General features: G+C 71.8%; 13 protein-coding genes. 6 read left to right on the plus strand and 7 right to left on the minus strand.

Features of this window, described 5'->3' with window-relative positions; all coding sequences use genetic code 11:
* Window positions 1–2: 2 nt before the first annotated feature.
* Both ACIO9J_RS05090 and ACIO9J_RS05095 read right to left on the minus strand, forming a co-directional pair.
* A complete protein-coding gene (locus ACIO9J_RS05090) occupies window positions 3–920 on the minus strand; it encodes a GNAT family N-acetyltransferase (RefSeq protein WP_401992651.1) in 918 nt (305 codons plus the stop codon).
* Between the two features lie 162 nt (window positions 921–1,082).
* Window positions 1,083–1,886, minus strand: a complete 804-nt coding sequence (locus tag ACIO9J_RS05095; protein ID WP_401992654.1) for a DeoR/GlpR family DNA-binding transcription regulator — start codon at window positions 1,884–1,886, stop codon at window positions 1,083–1,085.
* 237 nt (window positions 1,887–2,123) lie between these two features.
* Here ACIO9J_RS05095 and ACIO9J_RS05100 point away from each other — a divergent pair, with 237 nt between their 5' ends.
* Both ACIO9J_RS05100 and ACIO9J_RS05105 read left to right on the plus strand, forming a co-directional pair.
* Window positions 2,124–3,074 (plus strand): SIS domain-containing protein, encoded by a 951-nt coding sequence (locus tag ACIO9J_RS05100; RefSeq protein ID WP_401992657.1) that lies wholly within the window; start codon window positions 2,124–2,126, stop codon window positions 3,072–3,074.
* Window positions 3,075–3,207: 133 nt separating this feature from the next.
* Entirely contained in the window at window positions 3,208–4,044 is an 837-nt protein-coding gene (locus ACIO9J_RS05105; protein WP_401992660.1) for a ketose-bisphosphate aldolase, read from the plus strand.
* A gap of 68 nt (window positions 4,045–4,112) precedes the next feature.
* Here the strand turns inward: ACIO9J_RS05105 and ACIO9J_RS05110 are convergent, their stop codons facing one another.
* The 3 genes from ACIO9J_RS05110 to ACIO9J_RS05120 all read right to left on the minus strand — a co-directional run bounded on the left by ACIO9J_RS05110 (window position 4,113) and on the right by ACIO9J_RS05120 (window position 7,452).
* On the minus strand, window positions 4,113–5,006 hold the full coding sequence (locus ACIO9J_RS05110) for a carbohydrate ABC transporter permease (protein WP_401992663.1): 894 nt from the start codon (window positions 5,004–5,006) through the stop codon (window positions 4,113–4,115).
* Window positions 5,003–5,965, minus strand: a complete 963-nt coding sequence (locus ACIO9J_RS05115) for a carbohydrate ABC transporter permease (RefSeq protein WP_401992666.1) — start codon at window positions 5,963–5,965, stop codon at window positions 5,003–5,005. The genes ACIO9J_RS05110 and ACIO9J_RS05115 overlap by 4 nt, the downstream gene beginning before the upstream one ends.
* 185 nt (window positions 5,966–6,150) lie before the next feature.
* A complete protein-coding gene (locus ACIO9J_RS05120; protein WP_401992669.1) occupies window positions 6,151–7,452 on the minus strand; it encodes an ABC transporter substrate-binding protein in 1,302 nt (433 codons plus the stop codon).
* 319 nt (window positions 7,453–7,771) lie between these two features.
* Here ACIO9J_RS05120 and ACIO9J_RS05125 point away from each other — a divergent pair, with 319 nt between their 5' ends.
* Window positions 7,772–8,821: a LacI family DNA-binding transcriptional regulator gene (locus ACIO9J_RS05125; RefSeq protein WP_401992672.1), complete on the plus strand. Its 1,050-nt coding sequence runs from the start codon at window positions 7,772–7,774 to the stop codon at window positions 8,819–8,821.
* On the opposite strand, the gene ACIO9J_RS05130 is transcribed toward ACIO9J_RS05125, so the two are convergent.
* On the minus strand, window positions 8,818–9,486 hold the full coding sequence (locus tag ACIO9J_RS05130) for a TetR/AcrR family transcriptional regulator (protein ID WP_401992675.1): 669 nt from the start codon (window positions 9,484–9,486) through the stop codon (window positions 8,818–8,820). The genes ACIO9J_RS05125 and ACIO9J_RS05130 overlap by 4 nt on opposite strands.
* A gap of 65 nt (window positions 9,487–9,551) precedes the next feature.
* Between ACIO9J_RS05130 and ACIO9J_RS05135 the strand changes: the two genes are divergently transcribed.
* Window positions 9,552–11,171 carry a serine hydrolase domain-containing protein gene (locus ACIO9J_RS05135; protein ID WP_401992678.1) on the plus strand — a complete coding sequence of 540 codons (1,620 nt, stop codon included), beginning with the start codon at window positions 9,552–9,554 and terminating at the stop codon, window positions 11,169–11,171.
* Between the two features lie 43 nt (window positions 11,172–11,214).
* Here ACIO9J_RS05135 and ACIO9J_RS05140 read toward each other — a convergent pair whose 3' ends face one another.
* On the minus strand, window positions 11,215–11,634 hold the full coding sequence (locus ACIO9J_RS05140; RefSeq protein ID WP_401992681.1) for an ATP-binding protein: 420 nt from the start codon (window positions 11,632–11,634) through the stop codon (window positions 11,215–11,217).
* 180 nt (window positions 11,635–11,814) lie between these two features.
* Here ACIO9J_RS05140 and ACIO9J_RS05145 point away from each other — a divergent pair, with 180 nt between their 5' ends.
* Window positions 11,815–12,990 carry an alpha-hydroxy-acid oxidizing protein gene (locus ACIO9J_RS05145; protein ID WP_401992684.1) on the plus strand — a complete coding sequence of 392 codons (1,176 nt, stop codon included), beginning with the start codon at window positions 11,815–11,817 and terminating at the stop codon, window positions 12,988–12,990.
* A gap of 201 nt (window positions 12,991–13,191) precedes the next feature.
* On the plus strand, window positions 13,192–14,712 hold the full coding sequence (locus ACIO9J_RS05150) for an MFS transporter (protein WP_401992687.1): 1,521 nt from the start codon (window positions 13,192–13,194) through the stop codon (window positions 14,710–14,712).
* Window positions 14,713–14,722 lie beyond the last annotated feature (10 nt).

The following is a 14,722-nucleotide window of genomic DNA, read 5'->3' on the forward strand; positions in this document are numbered from 1 at the left end:
GGTCACACCTGACGGATCAACTCCCAGGTGTCGACCGCGTGGTCGAGGCTCATCCCGTGCCGCTCGTAGAGTCCGAGCGCGCCGCTGCTGTTGTCCGTGTCCACGCCGAGCCCGATCCGGTCGCGGCCGCGCGCCGCGTAGTGCCCGAAGGCGTGCCGCAGCAGATGGCCGCCGAGGCCCTGGCGACGGGCCTTGTCCAGTACGGCGATGTTGCTGATCCAGGCCATCGAGGCCCGGTCGTCGTGGGTGCGCAGGACCGCGCTGTCGCCGATGCCCTCGACCTCCGCGACCCAGATCGCGGACCAGTCGGCGCGGGCGCCGTCGATGTCGTCCAGCCACTGTGCGTAGGTGCGCGGCTGGAAGTCGAAGTGCTCGGTCATGGCCTCCTGGAGCAGCGCGTGGGCGATGCGGCGGTCCTGTTCGGCGACGCAGGGGCGCAGGGTGACGCCGGGCGGCGGCTGCGGCGGCGGGTCGGCGGTGGCGGAGAGGTCGCGGGCGAGCACGTTGTAGCGGCGCACCGTGCGCCAGCCGCGTCCGCGCAGTGCGTCCAGGTCGGTGGTGGGCGTCGTGTTCAGGTGCAGGTGCACCACGGCGCGCGTCGCCCCGTTGGCCGCCGCGCGCCGGGCCGCGCGGTCCTCCATCAGCTCGAACAGGTGCAGGGCGCCCGGGAGTTGGCCGGGCAGGACGTAGTGGTCGACGTCGATGCGCTCGCCGCCCGACTCGTCCCACAGCAGGCCGTACCCGACCAGCCGGTCGCCGTCGAAGAGCAGCCACGAGTTGCGTTCGAGGTCCGCCTCGGGATGCTTCAAGTCGGCCCGCACCTCGGCGATTTCGGTGTCGGCGCGGCCTATCTCAAGGAGGTCGACCTCGTTGAGCAGCGCGCAGATCGCCGCCGCGTCGTCGAGGGTGGCCGGGCGCACGGTCCGCCCCTGCGGGGGGCCGACACGGCCGCTTTCGCCGCCGTCGCGGGCAGTTGACGATTCGGGACCTGCATCCGGAGACGGAGTCATGCCCCCAACTCTCCGCCGCCGCCCGCCGGGACCGCAACGGACTTTTCCCCGCGCAAGAAACATCCGGCCCGCTCAGACCGCGATCACCTTGACCCCCGCGTCGGCCAGCGCGGCCGAGGTCTCCGGGGAGACGTTGACGTCGGTCACCAGGATGTCGACCCGCTCCAGGCCGCAGATCCTGGCGAAGGCGCGCCTGCCGAGCTTGCTGGAGTCCGTCGCCACGATGACGCGGTTCGCCCGCTCGGCGAGGCGCCTGCTGACACCGGCCTCGTCCTCGTGGTGGGCCATGACCCCGAGCTGCGGGTCCACGCCGTCCACCCCGAGCACGGCCGCGTCCAGGACGACCTCGTTGAGTACGCCGCTGGTCAGCGGGCCGACCAGTTCGTACGTCGTCGGGCGGGCCACGCCGCCCGTGGACACGGTCTTGATCTGCGGGCGGACGGCGAGTTCGGCCGCGATGTTCAGGGCGTTGGTGACGATCGTGAGCGCGGGCGCCGCCGACGCCGTCTCGCCCTCCTCGCGGGGACCGCCGCCGAACCGCAGCGCGAGCACCCGGGCGACCTCGGTGGTCGTGGTGCCGCCGTTGAGGCCCACCACCTCGCGGTCCCCGACGAGATCGGCGACGGCCGCGGCGATGCGCTGTTTCTCGGGGGCGCGCCGAGAGGACTTGTAGCGCAGCGGGAGTTCGTAGGAGACGCCGTGGGCGATGGCGCCGCCGCGGGTGCGGACCAGCATCTGCTGTTCGGCGAGTTCGTCGAGGTCCCTGCGGATGGTGGCGCTGGAGACGTCGAGCGCGCCCGCGGCCTCCTCAACGTCGAGACGGCCCTCGGCAGCGAGGAGTTCGAGGAGCGCGCTCCAGCGCTCGCGTTTGGACATCGTCGGGCCTCTCCTTGCCTCCGGCCGCGCCCCGTCGGGCACCCACCGATCGTAATGGGCCACCACCAGGGACTTTTCACGCGGCACGACCCCATTCCGGGCATTGCGTGCACACTGTTTGCGCGATTCTGCATTTTTGATCTCGGTTACGAGCACATCTTGACATCCTGAGTGTCGGTACGACAGCGTTCTCAGCGCATGAGAGGCCCCATCCGACCCGTATCGAGGAGCTCAGCCATGTCCGCCCCTGACGCCTGCCGTACGACGCTGGAGATCGACTCCCAACCGGAGACCTGGCGCCGGGCCGCCGATTCGGCCGGCGGGTTCGCCGCCGCGCTGCCCCGGCGCGGCGAGCGCGTGGCCGTCGTCGGCTGCGGCACCTCCTGGTTCATGGCGCTCGCCTACGCCCAGCTGCGCGAGAGCGGCGGGCACGGCGAGACGGACGCCTTCGCCGCCTCCGAGTTCCCCACCGGGCGCACGTACGACCGCGTGCTCGCCATCACCAGGTCCGGGACCACGACGGAGGTGCTCGACCTGCTCGCCGCGGTGAAGGGGACCGTGCCGACCGCGGCGATCACCGCGGACCCGAAGACCGCGGTGATGGAACTCGCGGACGCGGTCGCCGTCCTGGACTTCGCCGACGAGGAGTCGGTGGTCCAGACGCGCTTCGCCACCACCGTGCTCGCGCTGCTCCGCGCCCACCTGGAGGCGGAGGGCGCGCTGCCCGCCGGTGTCCTGCCGATGTCCAGGGCGATCGCGGACGCCGAGCGCGCCGTCGCCACGGAACTGGCCCCCGAGGTGTGCGCCGCCGAGCAGTTCACCTTCCTCGGCACCGGCTGGACCTACGGGCTCGCCCTGGAGGCCGGGCTCAAGATGCGCGAGGCCGCGGGCGCCTGGACCGAGTCGTACCCGGCGATGGAGTACCGGCACGGGCCCATCAGCATCACCGGACCCGGCCGGGTGGCCTGGCTGTTCGGCGCCGCGCCGCAGGGCCTCGACGACGACGTCGCCCGGGTCGGCGGGACCTTCGTCGCCGCCTCCGGCGACGCGGCGGACGCGCTCGATCCGCTGGCCGACCTGATCCTCGCCCAGCGTCTCGCGGTGGTGATCGCACAGGGCCGCGGCTACGACCCGGACCGCCCGCGCAACCTCACCCGGTCCGTGATCCTCGACCACGGCCAGGGCTGACGGGCGCCCGCACCCCGTCACGCCGCGCGGGCCGCGGGCGCGCCGCCGGGCCGGAGCCGACGCTCCCCCGGTCGCCGCCCGCGGCCCGTCGCGCGGTTCCAGCAGGTCATCCATCACTTCCTGGAGAGCAGCCATGCCCCTGTCCCCCACCGGCGACATCACCGGCGCCGCGCACGCGCGGCGGTCCGGCGTCGGCGCCTTCAACGTCGTACAGCTCGAACACGCCGAGGCGATCGTGGCGGGCGCCGAGCGCGCCGGCCTGCCGGTCGTCCTCCAGATCAGCGAGAACACCGCCCGCTACCACGGCGGTCTCGCGCCCGTCGGTCTCGCCTCGCTCGCGCTGGCCCGCGCGGCGCGGGTGCCCGTGGCGGTCCACCTCGATCACGCCGAGTCGGCCGAACTCGTCCGCGAGGCCGTCGAACTCGGCTTCAGCTCGGTGATGTTCGACGCCTCGAAGCTGCCGTACGAGGAGAACGTGGCGGCCACCCGGGCGATCGCGGAGTACTGCCACCGGTCGCACGTCTGGGTGGAGGCCGAGCTCGGCGAGGTCGGCGGCAAGGACGGGGCACACGCCCCCGGGGTCCGCACCGATCCGGCCGAGGCCCGCGCGTTCACCGGGGCCACCGGCGTGGACGCGCTGGCCGTCGCCGTGGGCAGCTCGCACGCCATGCTCACCCGGGACGCCGTGCTCGACTTCGTGCTCATCGAGCGGCTGCGTGCCGCGGTCGGCGTCCCGCTGGTGCTGCACGGCTCGTCGGGGGTCGGCGACGGCGACCTGGCGAAGGCGGTCGCGGCCGGCATGACGAAGGTGAACATATCCACGCACCTCAACAAGCTCTTCACCCGCACGGTGCGCGAACAGCTGGCCGTGGCGCCGGAGGTGGCCGACCCGCGCAAGTACCTGGGCCCGGCCCGTGCCGCCGTGGAGACCGAGGTGGCGCGACTGATCGGCGTCCTGCACCGGAACTGACCGTAAGCGAAAGGGCCGTTGGGGCCGACCTTCTCGAAGGTCGGCCCCAACGGCCCTTTCGGCGATGACTACTTGACCGCGCCGGCGGTCATCCCCGCCCGCCAGAAGCGCTGGAGCGCGACGAAGGCGATGATCAGCGGGATGACGGAGATCAGCGAGCCGATGACGACCAGGGGCGCGGGGACGCCGACGCCGTGGCTGGCGTTCCAGCCGACCAGCCCTACGGTGACCGGCTGGAGTTCGTCGTCGCCGAGCACCATGGCGGGCAGCAGGTAGTTGTTCCAGATGTCGACGAACTGGAAGAGGAAGATCGTGACCAGCGCGGGCAGCATCATCGGCACGCCGATCGTCCGGAAGATCCTGAACTCCCCCGCCCCGTCGAGCCTGCCCGCCTCGATCACCTCGTCGGGCACCGACTGGGCCGCGAAGATCCGCGCGAGATAGACGCCGAACGGGCTGACGACGCTGGGCAGCAGCACGGCGAGCGGATTGTTGATCAGGCCGACGCCGGAGAACATCAGGTACAGCGGCAGCGTGAAGAGGATCTTCGGTACGAGTACGGCGGCGAGCACCGTGCCGAACAGCAGGCCCTTGCCCCGGAACTCGTACTTGGCGAGCAGATAGCCCGCCATCGCCGAGAGCAGGGTGCCCACCAGCGCGCCGACACCGCAGTAGAGGACGCTGTTGAGCATCCAGCGCCAGAAGATGCCGTCGTTCTGCGCGGTCAGCCTGCTGAGGTTGTCGAAGAGCCCGAACCCGTCGAACCAGAGCCCGCTGCCGCTGAACTGCTCCCCGAACGGCTTGGTGACCGAGACCAGGAGCCACCACAGCGGGAAGAGGAAGTAGGCGGTGGATATCAGCAGCACGGCCAGGACGACGCCGCGGCTCGTGGCGGTCGTGTCGCGCCTCGCCCCGGCCTTCGGGCCTGCCGTGGCGTTCGCTCGCGTCACGACGGCACTCATGCGTTCTCACTCCGGTTGGTCAGCTTGAAGAAGACGAAGGACAGCGCGCCGACGGCGAGGGCGAGGATCACCGACTGGGCGGCGGCGTAGTGGTAGTTGCCCGCCGCGACCGCGGCCTGCGCGGACATGATCGGCGTGAACGTCGAGGAGATGGAGCCGCTGGAGATGGGCTGGAGCACGGTCGGCTCGTTGAACAGCTGCGCGGAGCCGATGATGGAGAACACCGCGGTCAGCACCAGTGAGCTGCGGACGGCGGGGATCTTGATGTGCCAGGCGATCCGCAGGGCGGACGCGCCGTCCATCCGCGCGGCCTCCAGGACCTCGCCGGGGATCGTCTGCAACGCGCTGTAAATAATGATCATGTTGTAGCCGGTCCAGCTCCACGTGACGATGTTCGCCACGGACCACAGGACCGAGCCGCTGGAGAAGAACGGGATCTGGATGCCCAGCGGTTCGAGCAGGTGGTTGATGGGGCTGGAGTCGGCGGAGTACATGAACGACCACACGAGCGCCGCGCTGACGCCGGGGATCGCGTAGGGCAGGAAGGCGCCCAGGCGGAACAGGCCTTTGGCGCGTGCGGACTTGGCGTCGATGAGCAGCGCGAGCCCGAGGGCGACGCCCAGCATCAGCGGCACCTGGACGACGGCGAAGAGCCCGACCCTGCCGAGCCCGGCGAGGAAGTCGTGGTCCCCGAAGGCCTGCGCGAAGTTGTGCAGCGGGTCGAACTCCTCGGTGGGCGCGGTGAGTCCGAGCCCGGAGCGCTTGACCACGTAGAAGCTGCTCACCGTCGCGTACACGATGGGCGCGATGTACATCGCCACGAAGAGGACCACGAAAGGCCCGCCGAAGAGCAGCAGCGTGCGCCTGCTGCGCGCGGTCCGCCGCCGCCCGCGCGGCGGCCGTGTGGGGTGCTGGGTCGGTGGGGCGGCGGGCTCCGCCGCGCCGAGGGTTGTCGTCACGAGCTCACTTCCGGTTCGACGCCTGACGGACGGACGGCCGGTCGTGCGGATTACCGCGGACCGGTCCGGTCGCGCCCCATAGGGGCGCGGGGCCCTGACACATGCGGCTCCGCCGCTTGGGCGCGACCGGCCACGGCGAACCCGCACACATCCGACGGCATGACACGGCTCATCCAGCGGAGCGCTTACTCCGCCACCGTCAGGCCCTGGTTCTTGAGTTCACTCACCGTCTTGTCCTGGGTGCCGCGCAGCGCGTCGGCGATGGTCCCCTTGCCGGCCCACGCCTTGCTCAGCGCGTCGTCCAGGTCCGCGGACGTCTTGGTCATGACCGGGCCCCAGGTCCAGCCGGAGCTGACCTTCGGCGCCGCGGCCGCGAAGACGTCGTAGATCTTCTGGCCGCCGAAGTACGGGTCTCCGGCCTTGAGTTGGGGCAGGTCGAGCAGCGCGGGCGCGGCCGGGTAGAGCGACGCCTTGTCGACCAGGCCGCCGTAGGCCTCGCGGTCGGTGCTGAGCCAGTGGGCGAAGGTCCAGGCGGCCTCGGTGGACTCACAGCCCTTGAGCACGGCGGTGGCCGAGCCGCCCGCGTTGCCGACGGCGGTGTCGCCCGCGGACCACTGCGGCATGGGCGCCACGGCCCAGTCGCCCGAGCCGTCCTTCGCCCCGCCCTTGATCACTCCGGCCTGCCAGACGGCGCCGACGACGGACGCGATGTTACCGCTGCCAAGACCGCTGTACCACGCCTGGTCGTACATGGGCGCCTTGCTGATCAGGCCGTCGTCCGCGAGGCCCTGCCAGTAGTCGGCGACCTTCTTGCCCGCGGGCGATGCCAGGTCGACCTGCCAGGCGTCGCCCTTGATCCCGAACCAGCTCGCGCCCGCCTGCCAGGACAGGCCCGCGTAGTCGTAGTTCAGATAGGGCGAGGAGACGAAGCGCTTGGGGTCGGACGCGTGGATCTTCTTGGCCTGCTTCGCGTACTCGTCCCAGGTCTTCGGGGGCTTCAGGCCCAGCTCGTCGTAGAGCTTCTTGTTGTAGAAGAGGGCCATCGGGCCCGTGTCGACGGGGGCTCCGTAGACGGCGCCGCCCAGGGAGACCGAGTTCCAGGCGGCCTTCTGGAAGTCACCCTTGTCCCCTTCGGCGTACTTGGCGACGTCCTCAAGGGCCCCTTGGGCGGCGAAGCTCGGCAGCGTCTCGTAGCCGACCTGGGCCAGACAGGGCGAGTTGTCGGCCTGCACCGCGTTGAGCATCTTCTGGTAGCCGCCCTTGGCGCCGGGCTGCACTTCCTGGTAGTCGACCTTGATGTCGGGGTGCGACTTGTTGAACGCCTTGACCGCGTCCGCGTACCCCGGTGACCAGCCCCAGAACTTCATGGTGGCGGATCCGCCGCCACCGCCCGCCGAGTCCGAGTCGGACGACGAGCATCCGCCGAGCACCAACGTCAGCGCGAGCGCTCCGACGACTCCCGCCGTACGCAGACGAGTCTTCTGCACGGCCCCTCCTTGTGTACGTGGGCAGGGATCAGACCCGGACACATAGGGCGGGGCCTGCTGTGAGATCGGTGCGCCGCGAGCCGCGCTTGGCGCCGTTTCCCGCACCGATGGCCGGAACTATGGCAGAGAATGTTATCGATGCCAATACCTTCATCAAATGCCTCGCTCGGCCCGCTGGGACGGGCATGGGGCCGGTATCATCCGGCGCACGAGCTGGTGGAGCGGGCCGCCGGGGCGGGCCGAAGGGACGGGCCGAAGGGACGGACGGTCGGGGCCGGCCGTCAGGGCCGACCGGAGAGAAGGGACCGAGAGAGGGCGCATGCAGACAGCGAACGGTGACGAGGGCGGCGGACGGCCGCCCGGCATGGCCGATGTGGCGCGGGTCGCGGGCGTCTCCGCGCAGACGGTCTCGCGCGCCCTCTCCGACCACCCCAACGTCCGCGAGGAGACCCGCGCCAAGGTGCTCGCGGCCGTCGAACGGCTCGGTTACCGCAAGAACAGCGCGGCCCGGATCCTGTCGTCGGGCCGCAGCAGGACGATCGGCGTGGTCACCCTCCAGACGACCTTCTACTCCCGGCTGACCTTCACCTTCGGAGTGGAGAGCGCCGCGTACGCGGCGGGCTACTCGGTCTCCACCGCGTCCACGGCCTCGCTCGACACCTCCGCCGTCGAGGCGGCCCTGTCCCGGCTCGCCGACCAGCGCGTCGAGGGCATCATCCTGGCCATCCCGCTCATCCATGTCAGCCCGCGCATCGAGCAGTTGACGGACTCCCTGCCCACGGTGACCGTCGACGGCTCGCGCACGGCGGCCTCCGAGGTCGTCGCGGTGGACCAGGTGCGGGCCGCCGAGCTCGCGACCCGTCACCTCCTCGACCTCGGGCACGAGACGGTCTGGCACGTCTCCGGTCCCGGCGAGTGGCTCGACGCGGCGAGCAGGATGCGGGGCTGGCGGCAGACCCTGGAGGCCGAGGGCCGCATGGTGCCGCCCGTGCTCGAAGGCGACTGGTCCCCCTCGTCCGGCTACCGCAACGGCCTGCTGCTCGGCCGCATCCCCGAGGTGACCGCGGTGTTCGCCGCGAGCGACGAAATGGCGTTCGGCGTGATCCGCGCCCTGCACGAGCTGGGCCGCCGTGTGCCGCAGGACATCTCCGTGGTGGGCGTCGACGACATCGAACTCGCCGAGTACTGCTCACCGTCACTGACGACCGTGGCCCAGCCCTTCACCGAGATGGGCGCGCTGGCCTTCGGTCATCTGCTGCGCCTCATCGACAACCCCGAGGCCGAGCCCGAACCGGCCTCCGTACAGCCGAAGTTGATCGTACGCACGAGCACGGCGGCGGCCGGGACCGGCGACCCCGGGCAGGGCTAGCCCGCCGCGGCTTCGCCCGCCGGACGTTCGCCCGGCTCGCGATGGCGCAGCTCGCACTGGCCGGTGAAGACTCCCGCCAGGTGATCGCCGAGCGCCGCGAGGGCCGCGTCCGGGGTCAGGCCCTTCGGGTCGGCGTAGACATGGGCCGTGAGCCCCTCGGCGTACGCGGCGATGCGGGCCGCCGCCACGTGCTCGTCGACCTCGGGGGCGACCTCGCCGCACTCCTTGGCGTTGATGAGCGCCTGGGCGATCAGCGCGCGGGTGCGGTTGAGCGCGGCGACCTTCAGTTCGCCGAGGCGCGGGTCCTCGGCCGCCCGGCCCGTGAAGGCGAGCGCGATGCGCCACTCCCTGCGGCGCTCCGCGTCCATCGGCATGCTCTCGGCGAGCGCGTCGAGCACGATGTGCTCGATCCGCGTCCCCACGGCCTCGGCCCGTCCGACGAGCACGGTCACCCGCTGCTCGAAACGCTCCAGTGCGTGGCCGTACGCAAACAGCAGCATCTCGTCCTTGCTGCGGAAGTAGTGCTGCACGAGCCCGACCGAAATCCCGGCCTCCGCCGCGGTCTTGGCGACCGTCACGGCGTTCAGGCCGTCGGCGGTGATGATCCGTTCCACCGCGGCGGCTACTTGCTGACGGCGCTCTTGGTGATCGGAGACGCGAGGCATGGCTTAACCATACAGGCATACGGTAACGTCATAACCGTACGGACATACGGTTACGAGGGGGCGTCATGGAAAGCAGACGGCACACCTGGGTCCGACGCCTGGGCGCGGCGTGGTTAGCGATCGCGGCCACGGTGGGAGCGACGGCTCCGACGGCATCGGCACACCCGCCCACAGCGACATCGGCATCGGCATCGGGCGCCGCTTCGGCAGCGGATGGACCAACCCCCGCACAGCTCAAGCGCGTTGACGCCCACGCCCAGGCACAGCGCGAGCGCCTGCGCGTTCCCGGCATGGCGCTCGCGGTCGTCAAGGACGACGCCGTCGTACACCGGCGGACCTGGGGCAAGGACGGCGACGGTGAGCCGATCACCCGTCAGACCCCTTTCCTGGTCGGCTCGTTGGCCAAGCCGATCACGGCGACCGCGGTGCTGCACCTGGCGGAGGCGGGTTCCCTGGAACTGGACGCGCCGGTCCGCCGCTATCTGCCGTGGTTCAGGCCGACCGGCCCTTCGGCCGACCGCATCACGCTGCGCGATCTCCTCAACCAGACCAGCGGCCTCTCGGAGCGGGACGGCCTGAAGCACGCCGACCGGTTCGACAACGCACCGGACGGCGTCGAGCGGACGGCCCGCGGCCTGGCCGACGCCCGTACCGGCGCACGGCCCGGCGAGCGGCACGAGTACAGCAACGCCAACTACATGCTCCTCGGCGCCGTCGTGGAGAAGGTGTCGGGGCGGCCGTTCGGCGCATACCTCACGAGCTCGGTGCTGAGGCCGTTCGGCATGGACGGCGCCATCGTCGACGAGCGCGGCGCCGAGCGGCGCCGACTCGCCCCGGGGCACCGCTACTTCTTCGGCCACCCGAAGCGCTTCGACCCGCCGTACGACGCCTCGGGGGTGCCGTACGGCTATGTGGGCGCCGACATCGACGACTTGAGCAGGTTCGCCGTCGCGCATCTGGGCGGCGGGAGCAAGGCCGCGCGCGCCGTGGTCTCACCCGCGGGGCTCCGCGAGATGCACAAGGGCACCATCCCCGCGGGCACCTCCCACCGCTACGGCCTGGGCTGGCGCGACGACTCCTTCGAGGGCGAGCGCGTGGTGTGGCACGGCGGCGCGACCCCCGGCTACCACGGCACCGTCGTCCTCGCACCGGAGCGCGGGCTCGCGGTCGTCGTCCAGGACAACGCCTACAGCCCGCAGCGCGACGAGCTGCTCAACGCCACCGCCCTCGGCGCGATGCACATCCTGCTCGGCGGCCGCCCCGCCGCCGCGTCCACCGATCCGATGCTCGACACCCTGCTGACCACGGTCACCGGCGTGACCGCCGTGCTCGCGCTCGCCCTGCTCTGGTCGCTGTTCCGGCTCTTCCGCCCCTCGCGCGGAGGTCCCCGCGCGGGCCGGCGCCGGACGGTCGTCGGCGCGCTCGTCTCGGTCACGGGCCTGCTGGCCCTCGCCGTCTCGGCCGTCTACGTACTGCCCCGGCAGGTGACCGTGAACCTCTCCGAGGTCCTGCTGTTCGTACCCGACACGGGCCGGCTCCTCGTCGCGATCGGCGTGCTGGCCACGGCGCTCGCGGTGGTGCGCGGCGCACTGGCCGTACGGGCCTTCCGTGCCGCGCCGCCGCTCGCGCGCGCGGATTCCGCGGCCGTGCGGGACCGTCGGCAGGACGTCGGCGCGAGCGCCTGACGCCCCGGGCCCGCGCCCCAGCGGGGCGGGCCCCACGCCGGGGTCACCCGGCGAGGACCGCCCGCACCGTCTTGCCGCCGCGCGGCGCGCCCACGACCTCCAGGCGCTGGGCGAGCTCGTGCACCATCGCGAGGCCGCGGCCGCTCTCCCTGGTGAAGTTGGGCCTGCGGACCTTGGGACGGACGGGACTCGCGTCGTACACCTCGACGGTCACCCGGTCTCCGGCCACCTCGACGCGCAGGCGGCAGCCGCCGCGGGCGTGCTGGACGGCATTGGCGACGAGTTCGGACACGATGAGCGTGACGTCGTCCATCCGCTCGGCGGTCACCTCGCCCTTGCGACGATGGGACCTGGCGAGAAACGCCGTGGTCAACTTACGCGCCCGCCCCGCCGATGCGGCCTCCTGCGGCAGCGCGTACTCCACACATGCGGTAAGCCGATGGGCGCGCCGGTGCGCACGCATGGCAGCTCACTTCCCCTCCCTGGACAACCGGCGAACATGCGGCCCGATGGCCGCCGCCGGGGCCGCGACGTGTCTTGCGCGGCCGTTCCTGTCCCACGGTGATTCCCCCGTCGGGTGATCGCCAACCGGACCGATTGAGTACGTGTACGAGCTCACATTTCCCTGGCAGCATGCGTGTCCATGACACCGACACCGCGTCCGTACAAGGACTACCAGGACGAGATCTACCTCGACGGGCTGCGCGGGGTCGTGCCGAAATACCCCATGACGTACGCCGAACTGGAGGCCCGCGCGCACGCCGCGATGCCGCCCTCGGTGGTGTCGTACGTGGCGGGCGGGGCTGGGGACGAGCGGACGCAGGACGCCAACGCCGAGGCGTTCGAGCGCTGGGGTCTGGTGCCGCGGATGTTCGTGGGGGCGGCCGAACGCGACCTGTCCGTCGACCTGTTCGGCCTGACGCTGCCGTCACCGCTGTTCATGGCGCCCGTCGGTGTCCTAGGCATCTGCGCGCAGGACGGGCACGGCGATCTCGCGACCGCGCGGGCGGCCGCGCGGACCGGGGTGCCGATGATCGCCTCGACGCTGTCCACCGACCCCATGGAGGCGGTCGCGGCCGAACTCGGCGGGACGCCCGGCTTCTTCCAGCTGTACACGCCGACCGACCGGGAGCTCGCCGAGAGCCTGGTGCGGCGCGCGGAGAAGTCCGGGTTCAAGGCGATCGTCGTCACCATGGACACCTGGATCACCGGGTGGCGCCCGCGCGATCTGAGCACCGCCAACTTCCCGCAGCTGCGCGGGCACTGCCTGGCCAACTACTTCAGCGACCCGGTCTTCCGCGCCCAGTTGCCCGCGGCGCCCGAGCAGGACCCGCAGTCCGCGATCCTGAAGTGGGTGCAGCTCTTCGGCAACCCGCTCACATGGGACGACCTGCCGTGGCTGCGGTCGCTCACCTCGCTGCCGCTGATCGTGAAGGGCCTGTGCCACCCCGAGGACGTGCGCCGCGCGAGGGACGGCGGGGTGGACGGCGTCTACTGCTCCAACCACGGAGGGCGCCAGGCCAACGGCGGGCTGCCCGCGCTCGACGCCCTGCCCGAGGTGGTGGCCGCGGCCGACGGGCTGCCCGTCCTGTTCGACTCGGGGGTGCGCAGCGGCGCGGACGTCGTCAAGGCCGTCGCACTGGGCGCCACCGCCGTCGGCGTGGGCCGTCCCTACACGTACGGGCTCGGCATCGGCGGCACCGACGGCGTGACGCACGTACTGCGCGCGCTGCTCGCCGAGGCCGATCTGCTGATGGCCGTCGACGGCTACCCGTCCCTGGCGGACCTCACCCCGGAGGCGCTGCGGCGCGTGGGGTGAACCCGGCCCGACCCGGCCGCGACCCGAACCTGCCGTGACCCGACCTTGCCGTGGCCCGAGCCAGCCGTGGCCCGACCTTGCCGTGGCCCGAGCCGGCCGTGGCCCGCTCCGGTCCCGGCGGGGTCCCGCACGCCCTCGACTAGACACGTTCAAGTTTCATGTGAGACATTGATGTCTCATTCGACCTTGGAGTGTACAGCCATGACCCCGCAGCGTGATCCACGGCGCTGGGCCGTCCTCGCGATCCTTTCCGGCAGCCTGCTGCTGATCGCCATGGACACCACGATCCTGAACGTCGCCTTCCCCTCCCTGGTCGCCGATCTGCGGCCCAGCTCCGTGCAGCAGCTGTGGATCATCGACATCTACGCCCTCGTGCTCTCCGGCCTGCTCGTCACCGCGGGCGCCCTCGGTGACCGGTGGGGCCGCAAGCGGCTGCTCCTGATCGGCTTCGGGATCTTCGCGTTCGCCTCGCTGCTCGCCGTCTTCGCGACGGCCGCCTGGCAGGTCATCGCCGCCCGCGCGCTGCTCGGCGCCGGTGGCGCGGCGATCATGCCCGCCACCCTGTCGATCCTGCGGAACGTCTTCACCGACGCCCGCGAGCGCGCCTTCGCGTACGCCGTGTGGTCCGCCGTCATCGGCGGCGGCATGGCGCTCGGCCCGGTCGTGGGCGGGCTGCTGGTCCAGTACGACGGCTGGCACTCCGCGTTCCTGATCAACATCCCGATCGCCGCCGTGGTCATCGCGCTCGGCCTGTGGATCCTGCCCGAGTCCCACCAGCCCCGCGCGGGCCGCTGGGACTGGTGGGGCGTCGGTCAGTCCATCGTCGGCATGCTCGCCCTCGCGGGCGGCGTCAAGCAGCTCGGCAAGGGCGGCCCCGCCGACCCGATGGCCTGGGTGCTGCTCGTCGTGGCCGCGGTGACGCTCACCGTCTTCGTCCGCCGTCAGCTGCGCCTGGAGCACCCGCTGCTCCAGGTCAGGCTGTTCGCCTCGCGGCCGTTCGCCATCGCCGCCGCGTCGATCTTCCTCGGCATGATCGCGCTGGGTTCGGCGCTGTTCCTGATCACCCAGTGGTTCCAGTACGGACAGGGCTACACCCCGCTGGAGGCGGGCGTCCGGCTGCTGCCCGCGCCCCTCGGCCTGGTGATCACCTCGCTGCTCACGCCGACGCTGATGCACCGCCTGCCGATCCGCCACGTGATGGGCGGCGGTCTGGTCCTCATGGCGGCGGGGCTCGCGCTGCCCTGGCTGCTCCAGCTCGCGGGGCCGCTCGGCTACGGCCAGGTGGCGGCCGCGCTCGCCGTGCTCGGCTTCGGTGTCGGCATCGCGACGACCGCCGCGTCGGTGACGCTGATGGCGTCCGCCCCGGCGGAGCACGTCAGTGGTGCCGCGGCCGTCGAGGAGACCTGTTACGAACTCGGCGCCGCGATGGGCGTGGCCGTCCTCGGCTCCATCGCGACCTCGCTGTACCGCGTGAACCTGCCCGACCTCGGTCTCGCGGCCGACACCGCGGCGGCCGTGAGCGACTCGGTCGGCGAGGCCGCGCGGGTGGCCGGCGAGCTCACCGGGCCCGCGGGCACCACGCTGCTGACCCGGGCCGCCGACGCGTTCACCTCCGGGATGACGCCGACGTTCCTGATGGCGGCCGCGCTGCCGCTGGCGGCCGCGGCACTGACCTGGGCGAGGATCCCCAAGAACCTCCGCCCGACGGAGAACGCGCACTGACGGCCGTTCG

Source organism: Streptomyces sp. NPDC087300 (assembly GCF_044744425.1).
GTDB lineage: Bacteria > Actinomycetota > Actinomycetes > Streptomycetales > Streptomycetaceae > Streptomyces.